Origin of the sequence: Microcoleus sp. SVA1B4 (assembly GCF_036700545.1) — a bacterium.
In the GTDB taxonomy this organism is placed as follows: Bacteria; Cyanobacteriota; Cyanobacteriia; order Cyanobacteriales; family Microcoleaceae; genus Microcoleus.
This window is the reverse complement of sequence record NZ_JAUBPB010000012.1, coordinates 93583-109978: the sequence shown is the minus strand read 5'-3', so window position 1 is coordinate 109978 and position 16396 is coordinate 93583. Positions and strand designations below refer to the sequence as shown.

The window sequence follows — 16396 nt, the reverse complement described above, 5'->3', positions numbered from 1 at the left end:
CACAACAATTATGGGAGATGTCTAATATCTGATTCATTATGAATAAGATAATCCTAGTTGACGCACCCTACTGATGAAGACTCCCAGCCACGCTATTATCAATCTGGCAATTCTCGGCAAACCGCAACTGCCGCAAGCTAATCTCATTATTGCGATCGGCGGAATTTTGCCGGATATTCCGATATTTTTATTTTACTTTTGGGCGAAATACATTGCTCGCTTGCCCGAAGCTACAATCTGGTCAAAAGCATATTATGAGCCTTTTGTGCAAGATATTGTGGCTCTGTTTCATTCAATTCCCCTTGCGGTTATTGGTTGGCTAATTGCTTATTACTTTGGCTGGCAAAGTGTGCAAATTTTGTTTATCAGCATGATACTACACTCTCTGGGAGATTTGCCTGTCCACAATGACGACGCTCACAGACACTTTTTTCCGTTCAGCAATTACCGTTTTATCAGTCCGTTTTCTTATTGGGATAGGAAGCACTACGGGTCAATTGTTTCTCTAGTTGAAATGTTGTTAGTGCTGCTGTCAACTTTCCGGGTTTTTGGTTTTGTTAATTCTTATGCTGGTAAAGTATTGTTGATTTTGGTGAATGCTTTTTACTGGGCTGGCGCGGTTTATTTTCAGGTGCGACATTTATTTAAATTCACTTCCCAAAGATGAAACATGAATTTAAAATTACCAATTAGCAATTAGGAATTAGCAATTACCATATTGTTAACTACGCCGAATATTAAAACAACACCAATCTTGGCGCTTCCACAGAGTAGCGACAATCCAGCCATGCTGTTCGAGAGTGTCAGCAATTGGCTTAGCTTGTTCGAGCAAAATGCCGCTAAGCACGGCCCAAGTAGTTGGTTTGCTAATTGCAGTGAACTGCGGGATTAAATCAATGATTACTTCTGCTAAAATGTTGCAGATCAAACCGTCGATCGGCTCATCGACCATTTCTTTCAAACGATCGATACTGCCGAGCTCTGCAACCAACTGCTGAGAATTAACGCGGTTGAGTAGTCTGTTGCTAATGGTCGATCGCACTGCCAAAGGATCTGTATCCAAAGCATAAACTTTTGTAGCGCCCAACAACACCGCACCGATCGACAAAATACCCGATCCGCAGCCGATATCAGCAACGATGCACTCTTTGTCATCAAAACCGAGACGCATTTCCAGCGACTCCAGACAAAGTTGAGTAGTAGCGTGAGCACCCGTACCGAAAGCCACACCCGGATCTAAACGCAAAATAACGCGATCGGTATCAGTCGGTAAGGGCAGCCAGGCCGGGTTAATTAAAAAGCGATCGCCCACTTCTTGAGGCTGCCAGTGCTCCTTCCAAGTGCTGCCCCAGTCTTCGTCTTCAATCAAATCCCACTGCATCGCAGGTAGGGGCAAACCTGCACACAGAGCATCTTGGCGCAGCCACAGAGACAGAGCGGCCAAATCCAGCAATCCTGCCTGTTCTTCGGGCAAATAAGCCGACATCAGGCAGGAATTGCTTTTGATCTCAGTAGCAGTTCCCCTACAGTTAAACCGTTCCAGACGCCAAAAGATGATATCTTCCAGCGCCGGATCGCAAAGAATTCTAATTTCCCACCAGCTATGTGCCATAACGATTTTAGATTTTAGATTTTAGATTTTAGATTTGCCCAGGGGAACTGGAGACTGGGAACTGGGGAGTGAGGAAGGAGGATTGGCTAATAGAAAAATTCCCGCTTTCAGGCCAATGACCAATGACCAATTACCCATTACCAATTATCAGCCCTGGCATCCAAAATCTAAACTCCAAAATCCGTCAAAGATTTACCGTGTAAGCATCCCGAATTCCCGGAACTTTTAGGATCTCGGCCAGTATCCCTTCTGGTAGAGGGTCATCGAGGCTCAAAACCATCACCGCATCGCCTCGCACGATTTTACGGCCTACTTGCATACTGGCAATATTGACATTAAAACTGCCCAATTGGGAACCAATTTTGCCAATAATCCCCGGCATATCGCGGTGCAAGGTAAACAGCATATGGTGAGTGGGGGAAACGTTGACCGGGAAATCGTCAACACTGGTAATCCGAATTTCGCTTTCGCCGAGCACTGCACCTGTCACGGTGTGTTCGCCGAGGGTTCCCTTGGCCGAGAGGTGCAGGGAGCCGGTGTAGTCGCGAATTGAGGCGTCTCTGGTTTCGACGACGCGAATTCCGCGTTCTTTGGCTTCAATGCTGGCGTTGACGTAGTTAACGCGCTCTCGCAGGGCTTGGGATAGCAGGCCTTTGAGGGCGGCCACGACTACGGGCTGGCTTTGGTTGCTGGCCAATTCGCCTTGCAGTTGAACGTTGAGGTAATCGACTCGGCCTCCGGCTAGCTGGCTGACGAGGTTGCCTAGGGTTTCGGCGAGTTGCAGGTAGGGTTTGAGTTTTTCGATCGAGTCTGGGTAAATTCCTGGTATGTTAACAGCCGATCGCGCGGGCAATCCCAACAGCACGTCGCGAATTTGTTCAGCCACGTCGATCGCCACATTCACCTGAGCTTCCGCTGTGGATGCTCCCAAGTGGGGCGTCAGCACGATGTTCTGGCCGACAGTCCGCAACGGGGAATCAGCTTCGAGGGGTTCATGTTCGTAAACGTCCAAAGCTGCGCCGGCGATCTGACCTGATTTGATGGCTTCTGCGAGGGCTGCTTCGTCGATGATGCCGCCTCTGGCGCAGTTTATGATGCGGGCCGTAGGCTTCATTTTCGAGAGCACTTCAGCGTTAATTAAGTGCAGGGTTTCCGGCGTTTTGGGGATGTGCAGGGTGATGTAGTCGGATTCGCGCATCAGCAGTTCGAGTTCTACCAAGCGGCAGCCCAACTGGTCGGCTCTTTCGGTCGAAATGAAGGGATCGTAGGCCAGCAGTTTCATGCCCATTGCTTTGGCTGCGGCGGCGAGGTGGGAGCCGATTTTGCCCAAACCGACGATGCCGAGGGTTTTTTTGTAAACTTCTACGCCCAGAAAGCGGTTGCGTTCCCATTTACCACCTTTGACGGATTCGTTAGCTTCCGGGATGTGGCGAGACATCGAGAGCATCATGGCCAGCGCGTGTTCGGCGGCGGCGATCGTGTTGCCTTCGGGGGAATTGACGACTACAATTCCTTTGCGGGTAGCGGCGGGTACATCGACATTATCTACGCCGACGCCGGCTCTGCCGATAATTTTAAGTGAATTCCCGGCTTCTATGATTTCTTTGGTAACTTGGGTGCCAGAACGGATCATCAAAGCGTCGTAATCTGGAATAATTTTTACCAGTTGTTCGGCTGAGAGTCCTGTGTTTACGTCAACTTGCGCGACTTGGGAGAGGATGTCAATTCCGGCTTGGTCGATCGGATCGGATACTAGAACTTTAGGCATAGCAAGCAATTGAGTGCAATAGTAAAAATAGACCGAGCGTTGGCGAGCTCAAAGTTGAGACTTACACTTAGAGCAGTATCTAACAGCTCAGCTCAAGCTTGCCTTTGTGCAGTTTGAATTGTATCTGTATTCGGTCAAGGTCGGCCGTTTTTTGCATGAAATATTTTAGCTTTGCGGGCGATCGGACTCTCTGACCGTCTCAAAATCCCGCAAGTGCTTAGCTAGTATGTCTTTTCGGTCTATAATAGACTTTGGCTATTTCAGCCTAACTATCAGGAATTGTTTTCTAATGAATTATCTTATCGCCGTACTGCCCGATCGAATGCAAGCCGAAGCTGCCTACTGTGCTCTGGAGAAAGAAGGCTTGCCTATGAAGCAAGTGAGTATTTTGGGCCGCGGCTACAAAACTGCTGATGAATTTGGCTTGATCGACCCGAACCAGCAAGCGAAGAAACAAGCTAAACTCATGGCTATTTGGCTGATTCCCTTTGGCTTTATTGCTGGGGTTACTTTCAGCTTGATTACTCAGTTGAAGACTTTTGCCTGGGCGGGGGAAATTGGCGATCACGCGATCGGTGGAGTGCTAGGTGCGATCGCCGCTGCGATGGGCAGTGTGTTTGTTGGAGGCGCGGGCGGTATGGCTTTTGGTAGTGGCGATGCTTTGCCCTACCGCAACCGTTTGAATGCCGGTAAATTTTTGATTGCGGTTAAGGGTACTGATGATTTGACTGGGAAAGCTGCGAAGATTTTGCAGCAGTTTAAACCGGAAAATATCCAAGGTTATACAGAGACTTAGTTATTTGTTTGTTAACAGTTGACTGTTGACTGTTGACTGTTGACATTCAACTCGTGTAATATTTGGAGGCAGTTATGGAATCACAAACTATCCCCCTAGATTCTCCCCTAGAATTAACCCTCGAATTAACAGACGAGCAGTTTTTTCAGTTGTGTATTGACAACCGGGATTTGAGATTTGAGCGCACTGCTAGTGGAGGATTGATTATTATGCCACCTACGGGTAGCGAGACTGGTAATTTCAACATTGACTTATCGTACCAACTTCAATCTTGGAGCAGACAAAATAAGCATTTGGGAATTGCTTTTGATTCTTCCACTGGATTTAAACTGCCCGACGGTACAGATATTTCTCCCGATGCTGCTTGGATTCGGCGCGACAGGTGGGATGCTTTAACTGCTGAAGAAAAAAAGAAATTTGCGCCGATTTGTCCCGATTTTGTGGTGGAATTGCGTTCGACTACTGACTCGCTAGAAAAATTGCGGGCTAAAATGAAAGTATATGTGAAAAATGGAGCAAGGTTGGGATGGTTGCTCGATCGCAAAAATAGAAAAGTAGAAATCTCCCGTCAAGGTTCAGATGTGGAAATTTTAGACTCGCCTGCAACTCTGTCCGGTGAAGATGTACTACCCGGTTTTGTGTTGGATTTAACTGATATTTTCTAAATTTGTAATAGACCTCTTGCAAAAATAATTAGGACGGGCAAGATGCCCATCCCACAAAATTTATTTTTTCTTGTGGGATGGGCATATTGCCCGTCCTATCAATTGATGAAAAGGATTTTTTGCAAGAGGTCTAATAAGACTCGGCGGTTGAAACTGCATCTATCAAGTCCAAACCCGCAGAGGGTGGTTAAAGAGGACTCGGCGGTTGAAACCGCGTCTACACAAGCAAAACCCGCCGACGCGGGTTAAATATAGCGCGGTAAAATTACGTTATTCTCTTTAGTCTGCGGATGCGGACATCGTTTGTATAGCAGCGGTTTCAACCGCCTTCTTATCTTTTCCCACTCATTCATGATATGATAGGCTGCCAAAGGTTGCGTTTGGTATAACCTATGAAAATCCTCCACGGGACTTGGATTCCTCAAGCAGAAGAGAATTTTATTCAACCTGGAACGTTTTATATTTGGGTTGAAACCACTGAAAAGAAAAAACAGCCTGCTAAGGTTCATCCCCGACAATTGAAGACGGCACAGTTAAGAGAGTTTCTAACGAAAGAAGCCGGGATTCAACTGTCAGCAATCAGCAATACAAGTGCGATGGGGCGAGAATACGCGATCGTCCCTCGGTATTTTTTACTGCCAACTGCAGACAACCAGCCGTTACCATCTTTAGAGTTAGCGCGATATTTAGAGACAGAGTTACCCGAAACATTTGAGTTGGAGTATTGGGAAGTTGATTGTGTGTGCATCGCCACCCACACTTTGACTAAAGTATTGAACGATCTGCATTTTTTTGCCCTCTACGATTTAGCAGAAGTTCAGTTTGGTTCAGACTTGCTATTTTGGTATCACTACACCCAAATTTTTAAGCAAATTGTTCTGAAAGATCATTATATTCCGGCGTTGCGCTATCGAGAAACTGCTCCGATCGCGATCGCACCCATCGAAACATCCGAACCCGCTGAGAAAGCCACGCGCGGGCGTAAGAAAGCGGGCGAGACAAAAACCAAAACAACTGCAAAAACTCCAAAAACACCTGCCAAAATTGCACCCAGCTTTGAAATTTATCCGGGATGGGAAATTGTTTCAACACAGTACGAAACTGATTTACAACGCTATGTTGAATGGATGCCTTTAGTTTGTGTGTCCGGTTTTCGGAAGATCCAGCTACAAGATACACCAAAGTTCTACGATCGCGAACGGTTGCTGCGGCATTTTTCCGAGTGTGCGATCGCGGAAATTGTCACTCAAACCCCCATCCCAGCATCGTTTGAAAATAAGATTGCGGATTCTTTACTCCAAATCTGCCTCAACCAAACACGAAAAATCGCGCGAGTAAGCCTTGAGCAATATCGGCAATGGCAAACCTGGCGCGATCGCATTACGCGCAATCAATCTGCTGACTCATTCTCCCTTTGCTTTCAACTACAATCCCCCGAAAACCCCGAACAACCTTGGGTTTTAGAGTTTCAGGTGGCTGCGAAAAAAGACCCATCTCTGCGGATGCCGTTGCAGGATTATTGGCGATCGCGATCGACTCAACAAAAACAGTTGCAAACACAATTCGGAGACAACTTTGAGCAACATTTGCTGACAAATCTCGGCTACGCTGCCCGCATTTATCCCCAACTTTGGCAAGGGCTAGAAACCGACAAACCAGTTAACATTACCCTCAGCTTAGATGATGCTTTCACCTTTCTGAGCGAGTCCGCTTGGGTATTAGAAGATGCCGGATACAAAGTGATTGTCCCCGCTTGGTGGACGCCGAAGGGACGACAGCGGGCGAAGATTCGCCTGCAAGTCAAAGGGAAGGGCAGCAAGAGTGCTGCAATCAAGGGCAAAGGATTGTTTTCGGCGGATTCTTTGGTGGAATATCAGTATGAATTGGCGATCGGGGGTGAACGAGTTAGCGAACAAGAATGGCAGGCGTTAGTTAATAGTAAAACACCGCTGGTACAGTTCCGAGGACAATGGATGGAACTGGACAAAGATAAAATGCAGGAGATGCTGAGTTTTTGGCAAAAACATCGCGAAGAAAACCCCGATTTAAGCCTGATTGACTTTATGAAGTTGACGGCAGAAGGAGAAGCTAGTGAAGAGTTAGAGGTGGAGCGCGATCGGGCGTTATCGGATATGTTGGAGAAGCTGCACGATAAGAGTCGGCTCGAATTAATTACAGATCCAGTAATGTTTCAGGGCAAGTTACGGGATTACCAAAAGCGCGGCGTTTCTTGGTTGAGTTATTTGGAAAGTTTGGGATTAAATGGCTGTCTTGCCGATGATATGGGTTTGGGTAAATCGGCGCAGGTAATTGCTCGATTATTGCAAGAGCGGGAAGTTTTATCTACTACAAAAGAGACGGAAAAAGCGATCGCACCTTCGGTTCTACCCACGCTGCTAATTGCGCCCACTTCCGTAGTTGGTAACTGGCAAAAGGAAATGGAAAAATTTGCTCCAGAATTGCGATCGCTGATTCACCACGGCCCTCAACGTTTGCAAGATGCCAAAGCATTCAAAGCCGCCGTCCAAGATTGTGATATGTTAATTACTTCCTTTACCTTGGTGCGAAAAGACGAGAAACTGTTGAGCAGCGTAGCGTGGCATCGCGTGGTAATTGATGAAGCGCAGAATATTAAAAATCCGAAAGCGGCGCAAACCAAGGCGATTTTAAAGTTACCCGCTACCCATCGACTAGCATTGACTGGAACACCCGTGGAAAATCGATTGCTGGATCTATGGTCAATTTTTAATTTCCTCAATCCGGGCTATCTGGGCAAAGAGGCGCAGTTTCGGAAGTTGTTTGAAATCCCGATTCAAAAAAATGGGAGTCGCACGCAATCGGCAGCGCTCAAAAAATTAGTGGAACCCTTTATTCTCCGGCGTCTGAAAACCGATAAGTCGATTATTCAGGATCTCCCCGATAAAGTTGAGCAAAAGCTATACTGCAATCTCACCCGCGAGCAAGCTTCGCTTTATGAAGCGATTGTGAAAGAGGTAGAACAAGAAATTGACGAGACGGAAGGGATGAAGCGCAAGGGGATGATTTTGGCGACACTGCTGAAGCTGAAGCAAATTTGTAACCATCCGCGCCAGTTTTTGCAAGATGAAAGTGAGTTTACACCAGAGCGATCGCACAAACTGGAACGGCTGATCGAGATGATTGAGGAAGTCAAAGCAGAAGGCGAAAGTTTATTGGTATTTACGCAGTTTACAGAACTGGGAAGCGCGTTGGAAAAATACATTAAACAAACGCTACATTACAACACTTACTACATCCACGGGGGAACCAGTCGCGAAAAACGGGAACGGATGATTTCAGAATTTCAAGATCCAGAGTCTGAACCTTCGGTATTTATTCTGTCACTGAAGGCGGGCGGCGTGGGAATTACGCTGACAAAAGCCAATCACGTGTTCCATTTCGATCGCTGGTGGAATCCGGCGGTGGAAGATCAGGCAACGGATCGGGCGTTTCGGATCGGACAGGAAAAAAATGTGTTTGTGCATAAGTTTGTGGCTATTGGCACTTTGGAAGAAAAGATTGACCAAATGATTGAGGACAAAAAGAAATTGGCAGGGTCAATTATTGGTGCTGATGAATCGTGGTTGACTGAGTTGGATAATGAGGCATTTAAGAAGTTAATTAGGCTCAATAAAAATGCAGTTTTAGATTAGGAGAAACCAAAAAATATGTCACAATTTACTCGGACTTGGTGGGGCAATAAATTTATCGATGCGTTAGAAAGATTTACAGATTCTGGGCGACTCGGACGGGGACGTTCCTATGCGCGGAATGACAAGGTAAAAAGCTTTAAGATTAATGATGGCTTAGTGATGGCAAAGGTGAGAGGCTCGGTTAATCCTTATTTTGGGGTTTATAAGGAGCCTCTGTACACAACTCAAATTGAGTTTGAGCCGATTAGTCAGGCAAAGTGGCAAATGGCGATCGCCCAAATGGCATCAAAAGCCAGCTTCATTTCCCGGCTGCTGCTCAACGAAATGCCCGACAATATTGAAAAGGCTTTCTCACCCCTCGGATTGCACCTTTTACCCAGCAGCCGCGAGGACTTTAAGACTACTTGCTCTTGCCCAGACTATAGCAATCCCTGCAAACATATTGCCGGAGTTTATTATTTGGTGGCGGCAGAATTGGACAAAGATCCATTTTTACTGTTTGAATTACGGGGGCTTTCTAAGGAAGTGCTGCACCGGGAATTAGCAAAAACGCCTTTGGGCTTGGCGCTTTCTGCCGAGTTAACGGCGGATGCAGCGGCCCCTGTGGCGGTGGATTCCTATTACACGCAGGCGATCGCCAGTGAGGCGCAAACGGTCAGCCTGAAAGAGTTTTGGCATGGTGCAAAGCGATTACCGCAGACAATTGAGGTGGCAGCGCAGAGTGGTGTAAGTGCGATCGTGGTTAAGAAACAGGGAGATTTTCCACAGTTTTGGCACAAGGATGGTTCGTTTATTGAGGCGATGGAAGAACTGTATTTGCGGGTGAAGAAGAATAAGTAGTTGGGTGGACAATTTTGCTGCCATACTCGATCGAGCTCTTGCAAAAACTTTAACTCGAAGACTTCATAGATTTGGTACAATAATCGTGCTCATCATATCAGCTTTACCAGCAACCAAAATCATACGCTCGTTATTTGATGATTTTAGACTATAATTAAATTAGTGCGACTGTTAAAAAAGTAGACTTTTTAGTTACAGCAAGGTTTGGCAATTTCAAATTAGAATCTAAAATTGACTGATGTTACAAAGAGAAGAACTGTTAAAAGGCATCGAAAACCGCGACTGTGTGGCGCGGGCGATCGACCAAGCGGAACAAGCAATTAAAACTTGGGAAGTTACTCTGACTGATTTTCTGTCGCCTCCAGAATTGGCGGACACTCTGACGGTATTTAAGCGCTTAACAGACGTGGAATTAGTGGCTTGGGGCGGCTACCCGCAAGCTGAAAGACAAAGAATTGCGATCGCGCGATCGGATATCCCGATCGACTCTGCTAGCGTTAACGTTGCTGCGGTGGAGATTGCTGGCAATTTCTTGTTCGATACAGCTTCTCACCGCGACTTTTTGGGGGCGATGTTGGGTACGGGAATTGTCCGCGAGAAAACTGGCGATGTGATTGTTTTGGGAGAACGCGGCGCGCAAGCCATTGTCATGCCGGAGATGGTAGAGTATTTGGAGATGAGTTTGCAGCAAGTGCGATCGGTTCCTGTGAAAACTACGCGCATTGAGTTGAGCGAACTCAAAATTAGAGAACCCAAAAAGAAAGAAATGACAACCGTTGAAGCATCCATGAGATTGGATGCTGTAGCCTCGGCTGGATTCGCAATGTCTCGCAGCAAAATGGCCGATTTAATTGGCAGCGGTGACGTGCGAGTTAACTGGAAAGACGTTACTCAAGCTAGTTATAATGTCAAGTCTGGAGATTTAATTGCTGTTACGGGCAAGGGAAGATTGGAAATTGGGGAAGTTGCTGTTACTAAGAAGGAACGCTATCGAGTCCAGTTAACTCGGTATTTGTAATTTAGGGCCAGAAACCGGGTTTTTTTCGATAATATTGTTACACAGCCCAAAAACTCCGAAAAACCCGGTTTCTTTGGTTTTATGCCTAAGTCCTAAACCCAAATTATCGGGGAAAAGTTTTCCTTACCCACACGGCGATGCCCAGCATTAACAAGCCAAATAGTAAGCCAAACAGCAGACTCCAGATAATTGTCGCAAAAAAGGGATGCAGCGGTAGAGAAAAATCGGGTTGCCATTGAATCGGTTGATCCTTGATTAGAGGATAGGCGGCGGAAAAGATTTGTCCGCCGCCGATCGCAGTTCCGACAAAAAAGATGATATTCTCAAGTTGGCGATCGCGCTTTTTCTCCCCGTCTTCCTGTTCCCTGTCCAATTCCACCTGTTCGATTTCTACCATCCCGCGCACAGTGGATATCGACTGCTGGAACAAATCTTGACTGGCAATCAGGTAGTTTAAATCGATTTCAATTTGCCGCTGATATTTATTCTCAGCCAAATCTAGAAACTTCTGCAAGAAATCCAGATTGTCGCCAGGGATGCACAAACTTGTAATTTTGGTCAAGGTTTCACTATAATTTTCAGCATTAGTATCAATGGTATTTCTGTCTTCTTGCAAATACCGCACTTGCTGAGCACAATCAAACATTTTGGTTCGGACTTCAGCCAGCAATTGCTTTAACTTCAGCAACTTAACTTGTCTATCTTGTTCGCTTTCTATTACACTGAATTCGGGCAGCTTCTTTTCTAACTCGCTGACTATTTGCTGTGCTTGGCGATACTTTTTCCTAGCTTCGCGATACACAAATACGATTTTAGCGCGAGAACACAGCAGATTCATCAAGTAAGAGTTAAACGTCGGGGTTGCGAATTTCAAAGTTTGGGAATTCTCTTGCAACCATACTAGAAAGTGACACCGCTGACGCGCATCATCTTCGCGGCTGTCATACTCAAAAATCGGACTACCGAATAACTTTCCTTCCGCGCGAAACTCTACTGATGCTGGCTGTTTATCTTGTACAAAAGCTTTAACCGATTCGTCAGCTAATTTCCGGTAAGTATCATAAACTGCTGGTTCGGCGTATAATAATAACGTTTGTCCCAGAGACGGTTGAATTGCATTTGGCAACAAGCAACCTTGGGGATTTAATCGAGTTAAGTGCGCTACTTTTATTGTGTCATTTTGATAGTAAAATGTCAAGTCTGCGGTGTAAGTGTCGTGAATTCGCAGGGCATAGATAGAACCATCAAGTTTATGGCCATCGGGCTGAGTAATTTGCTCAAATTTCAGAGTTTTTCCATCGGGAATCAGCAATTTGCCGTTAGTCAGTTTTTCCCGTTCGCCGTCGGGATAATACAGCCCGTTTTTGTAGCAAATTAGCTTGTCTCTGAGGGATTTTAGTTTGTTGATGTTAAATTCTTTGCCGACATTATCTGCTAGATTTTCCCACAGGGATTGAGCATTTCTGGCTACTTTCCCGTAGCCTTCGTCGCTATCATCCCGCAGGTGGAAAGGAAAGAGGGTAATGCTGGGATTTTTAATTTGTGGTGGTTCCTGCATAATCGAATCCGGGATGAGACATGATCTTAATTCAATCTTAGTCCGCGGAGGCGGACATTGTTTGTGTAGACGCGATTTCCAATCGCCAGGGGCCTAATCGCCGGATTCCTAATCTCCCAATACCCTCTTCGTCCGCGGAGGCGGACATCGTTTGTGTAGCCGCGATTTCCAATCGCCGGGGGCCTAATCGCTGGGGTCTAATTGCCGCTATGACAATCGCCCGATTCCTCAATTGGGGATATAATTATTGGGATATCATCGCTGGATAAATCAATCCCGGCGGTTTTCAATCACCCGGCGGTTGAAACCGCGGCTACACAGACAAAACCCGCCTCCGCGGGTTGAAGTAATTTTCAATCACCCGGCGGTTGAAACCGCGGCTACACAGACAAAACCCGCCTCCGCGGGTTGAAGATTTCAATCGGTAATTTTTCATGGGGTATGCGGGTTGAAGATAAATTTCATATATTGTATGAAAAATGAGAGATAATTTCACGCAGTTGTATGTACACTATGTTTGGGCAACCTGGGATAGATTGCCTTTGATTACTCCCGATATTCAGGAAGGGATCTATGCAGCTATTATTGGAAAATGTAACAACTTAAAATGTACTGTGATTGCTGTTGGTGGTATAGAAGATCATGTACACTTGCTACTTGGTTTTCCGTCAACTTTGACAATAGCTGAAATTATTAAGGAAGTTAAGGGCAGTTCTTCTCATTTGGTAACTCACGAACTTAAACCTGGTGTTTTTTTTAAATGGCAAGGTAGCTATGGGGCCTTTACGGTTAGCCGTGATGCGATCGACACTGTAGCTAACTATATCAGAAATCAAGCTGTTCACCACCGTCAAAAATCAATGATTCCTGAATGGGAATGGGTTTCCAATCACCCGATGATTTCCCATCCACCCGGCGGTTGAAACCGCGGCTACACAAACAAAACCCGCCGACGCGGGTTGAAGATTCCAATCGATGATTTCCCCCCATCCACCCGGCGGTTGAAACCGCGTCTACACAAACAAAACCCGCCTTCGCGGGTTGAAGATTCTACACAATGATTTTTCATCTCCCAATACCCTCTTCGTCCGCGGAGGCGGACATCGTTTGTGTAGCCGCGATTTCCAATCGCCGGGGTCTAAACAATCGCCGGGAATCTCAAAAATCGCGAAATAAATCAATCACTCAGCGGTCGATTCTGTGCCCAAAGTATCAGTTTCAACCACATCCACAGATGACACAGACAAACCCAGTCGAATCTGATTTTCCTTCAGCGTTTCGCAAAACTCCCTGACGACTTCCTCCGGCGCATCGCTATCAGTCCCGCCCGCACCCGAATGATAAATTTCGTTTTCTAAATTCTCCTCAATTTGAGGTCTAGTGTCACACCATTCCTTGATTCTTTGAGCGATAACATTCACATTATCCATCGCACCAACATCAATCGCGGATAATTCTGCGACAAATTGCGGTTCCGATATTTTCAATAACTTACTGAAAGCAGCCACAATTTCTTCGGGTTTCGCATCATCGGGAAGTGACATGACTAATCTCCTTAAATCTGTTTTTTTAGTTGATAGCGGTAAAGTTTCGGTTTCGCCAATTAAGGTGAATGCAGCCCAAGCTATGGGACTCGGAAATCGAGCTTTTGTGGTTAGCATAGCACACCGCAAGGCCGCTGCTCGATTGTCGCCATGTGCTAAATTTTCGTAGAATTCAGTCATTAGTAATTTAGCGGAAATCACTCCCATATTCCACAGGGAAACGATGATGCTGGGGACTCCGGCGAGGATGAAGCAGCGCGACAATCCGATGACTCCATCTCCGGTGATTCTACCGCGCCCGGTGCTGCACGCGCTTAATACTACGAGTTCGGAATCGAGTTTTAATTGCAGGATTTCTGCGGCGTTAAGTGAGCCGTCGTCGCTGTCTCCTGATGGTGCTAAAATAATCGCGCCGGGGATGCCGGAACCTTGGAAATCGTCGAGGAGTCCGTGGGCGGATAAATGGACGATGCGCGTGTTTAGCATCCTGTCTAAAATGGCGACTTTTGTGGCATTGTCTCCGCTAATTGCTTGGGTTCCTAAAGTTGCGGCGATGGCTTCGCCGGCTTCTTTGGCCCTGGGGATTTGTTTGAGTTCGTAGGGCTTTTCTTTGAATTTGGCGGCGATAGTTGGATCGCCGACAATTAGGGAGGCTTGTCTCAATCCTCGCACTCGGTTTTGATGTTCGCGGGTAATTTCTAATACTTGGATAGATGGGCTGGTGAGGATGGTATGATTTTCGATTAGGTAGCGGTTGTTGCTATCTTGCAAGGCGGCGAAGGGAACTAAAAATAAGTCGTAGTGGGGGACGAAGATGATGGGGGAATTGGCATCAACGGGCAGCAAGTCGATGATGGGTTCGATCAGGATTTGATGGAGGAGTTGCAGTAGGGGAAAGCGGCCTGTTTCGTCTCGATTGTACTGGGATTCTAGCTGAATTTTGTTGCCTTCGTCGTCGGTTTCTACGGTGCCGATGGAGACGCGGGCTTTGAGGATGATTTGTTTGAGGGTTTGGTTTTGTTGGTTGAGGGGTTCGAGGTTGGCGGGGCGATGGGTGATGTTGCCGTTTGGTTGGATTACCCAGATGTAAATGGTCTTTGAGCCAATAATCGAATATTCAACTATTGTGGAGTTTCGCTCGCGGGCGATTTGTTGGATTTTGGTAATTGATAATCTATTTGTTTGGTCATTGGCTGGGACATAATTTGTTAATAGGGTTTGTTGCAATAACTCGACGAAGGCACGGGTGCGGGACATTTCAGATATTTCTAAGGCTTCATCAAATCTAGTTTGGGCAACTAGGACTTTTTGCAGCAAGCGATAGGTTTTTATCTGAGTTTCAAAAATTGATAATTTATGGTCATCATTGACTAATTCAGAGCGTATATTTTCGCTAATTTGGATCGAGGCACGGAGTTTTGCTTCTGCTTCGGCGAGTTGGTTTGTGTTGAGGAAAGTTACGCCTAAATTTTTCAGAGCAATAGACTCTCCTATGAGATCGCCTATTTCCCGTTTAATCACTAAAGACAGTTCGTGAAACTCAATCGCCCTGTAGTATTGTCCTAGTGAATTGTAAGCTGAACCCAAATTGCCGAGGGAATTGGCTTCCCATCGACGGTGTTTTATTTCCCGTACAATCACTAAAGACTGTTGGTAAAACTCGATCGCCCTGTGATATTCTCCTAGAGAAAGGTAAGCATTGCCCAAATTGCAAAGGGAACCACCTTCTCCTGTTCGATTTCCGATTTCCTGATCGATCACTAAAGACTGTTCGTGAAAGTTGATCGCCTGGCGGTATTGCCCTAGGGAATAGTAAGCTAAACCCAAACAGCAGAGGGAAGAAGCTTCTCCTTGCCGAGATTCGATTTCCCGTGAAATCTCCAAATAGTGCTGGTAAAACTCGATCGCGCGGTGGTATTGTCCTAGTGAAAGGTAAGCATTGCCCAAATTGCAAAGGGAATTAGCTTCTCCTTGGCGAGATCCGATTTCCCGTTCAATCACTAAAGACTGTTGGTTAAATTTGATCGCCCTGTGGAATTGTCCTAGTGAATAGTAAGCTAAACCCAAATTGCCCAGGGAATTAGCTTCTCCTTGCCGAGATCCGATTTCCCGTGAAATCTCTAAATGCTGTTCGTGAAATGCGATCGCCTTCTGGTATTGCCCTAGGGAATCGTAAGCATTGCCCAAATTGCCCAGGGAATTAGCTTCTCCTTGACGATCTCCGATTTCCCGTGAAATCTCTAAATGCTGTTCGTGAAATGCGATCGCGCTTTGGTATTGCCCTAGGGAATAGTAAACTACGCCCAAATCGCCAAGGGAAGCTGCTTGTCCTTGCCGATATCCGATTTCCCGTCTAATCACTAAAGACTGTTGGTGAAATGCGATCGCCTGCTGATATTGCCCTAGGAAAAGGTAAGCGTTGCCCAAACGGCCGAGGGAACCAGCTTCTCCTTGACGATCTCCGATTTCCCGTTCAATCACTAAAGACTGTTGGTAAAATGCGATCGCCCTGTGGTATTGCCCTAGGGATTTGTAAGCTAAGCCCAAATTGCCGAGGGAAGCAGATTCTCCTTTGCGAGATCCGATTTGCCGATAGATAGTTAATGCCTGTTCCCAAGACTGCAAAGCTTCTCGCAATTGACTGATATTAAACTGCTGATTTCCTTGTTCTAATAGTCTGTCTGCTTGGCTTTCTGAGTTCATGGCGATTTAGGATTTGGGATTGCTCGATCCATTAATTTATTATCGGTTAAACACATCCGTTTGTGGCTGGCCATGCCCAGTTTTTTTCTACGCAGGGGTGGCTAGAAACCGGGTTTTTTTCGAGAATATCGATACACCGCCTAAAAACTGCGAGAAACCCGGTTTCTTTGGGCTAGTTTGTTTGTCCGCGATTCCGCCAGGGGTTGAAACCCCTGTCTCAT

11 protein-coding genes are annotated in these 16396 nt (G+C 46.2%); 7 read left to right on the top strand and 4 right to left on the bottom strand.

Going from position 1 to position 16396, the window contains the following annotated elements; genetic code table 11:
- Positions 1-73 precede the first annotated feature (73 nt).
- The gene (locus tag QT987_RS08680) at positions 74-667 is read left to right on the top strand and encodes a hypothetical protein (protein WP_333239027.1); all 594 of its coding nucleotides are present in this window, start codon (positions 74-76) and stop codon (positions 665-667) included.
- Positions 668-721: 54 nt separating this feature from the next.
- On the opposite strand, the gene prmA is transcribed toward QT987_RS08680, so the two are convergent.
- Together prmA and serA are read right to left on the bottom strand one after the other, a co-directional pair.
- A complete protein-coding gene (prmA, locus tag QT987_RS08675) occupies positions 722-1612 on the bottom strand; it encodes a 50S ribosomal protein L11 methyltransferase (RefSeq protein ID WP_333057863.1) in 891 nt (296 codons plus the stop codon).
- Between the two features lie 184 nt (positions 1613-1796).
- Positions 1797-3380 (bottom strand): phosphoglycerate dehydrogenase, encoded by a 1584-nt coding sequence (gene serA, locus QT987_RS08670; RefSeq protein WP_333239025.1) that lies wholly within the window; start codon positions 3378-3380, stop codon positions 1797-1799.
- Between the two features lie 289 nt (positions 3381-3669).
- Between serA and QT987_RS08665 the strand changes: the two genes are divergently transcribed.
- From QT987_RS08665 to QT987_RS08645, 5 genes are all read left to right on the top strand, one after another.
- Positions 3670-4176, top strand: a complete 507-nt coding sequence (locus QT987_RS08665; protein WP_333239023.1) for a hypothetical protein — start codon at positions 3670-3672, stop codon at positions 4174-4176.
- 74 nt (positions 4177-4250) lie between these two features.
- A complete protein-coding gene (locus QT987_RS08660) occupies positions 4251-4841 on the top strand; it encodes a Uma2 family endonuclease (protein WP_333206265.1) in 591 nt (196 codons plus the stop codon).
- 392 nt (positions 4842-5233) lie between these two features.
- Positions 5234-8512: a DEAD/DEAH box helicase gene (locus QT987_RS08655; RefSeq protein WP_333239021.1), complete on the top strand. Its 3279-nt coding sequence runs from the start codon at positions 5234-5236 to the stop codon at positions 8510-8512.
- Positions 8513-8527: 15 nt separating this feature from the next.
- Positions 8528-9352 carry an SWIM zinc finger family protein gene (locus tag QT987_RS08650; protein WP_333239019.1) on the top strand — a complete coding sequence of 275 codons (825 nt, stop codon included), beginning with the start codon at positions 8528-8530 and terminating at the stop codon, positions 9350-9352.
- A gap of 238 nt (positions 9353-9590) precedes the next feature.
- Positions 9591-10370 carry a photosystem II S4 domain protein gene (locus QT987_RS08645; protein ID WP_333239017.1) on the top strand — a complete coding sequence of 260 codons (780 nt, stop codon included), beginning with the start codon at positions 9591-9593 and terminating at the stop codon, positions 10368-10370.
- Positions 10371-10473: 103 nt separating this feature from the next.
- On the opposite strand, the gene QT987_RS08640 is transcribed toward QT987_RS08645, so the two are convergent.
- Entirely contained in the window at positions 10474-11928 is a 1455-nt protein-coding gene (locus QT987_RS08640) for a hypothetical protein (protein WP_333239015.1), read from the bottom strand.
- A 479-nt stretch (positions 11929-12407) separates the two neighbouring features.
- Here QT987_RS08640 and tnpA point away from each other — a divergent pair, with 479 nt between their 5' ends.
- Positions 12408-12851, top strand: coding sequence for an IS200/IS605 family transposase (gene tnpA / locus QT987_RS08635; RefSeq protein WP_333239013.1), 444 nt, complete (start codon positions 12408-12410; stop codon positions 12849-12851).
- Between the two features lie 258 nt (positions 12852-13109).
- On the opposite strand, the gene QT987_RS08630 is transcribed toward tnpA, so the two are convergent.
- Positions 13110-16175: a tetratricopeptide repeat protein gene (locus QT987_RS08630; protein ID WP_333239011.1), complete on the bottom strand. Its 3066-nt coding sequence runs from the start codon at positions 16173-16175 to the stop codon at positions 13110-13112.
- Positions 16176-16396: the final 221 nt, after the last annotated feature.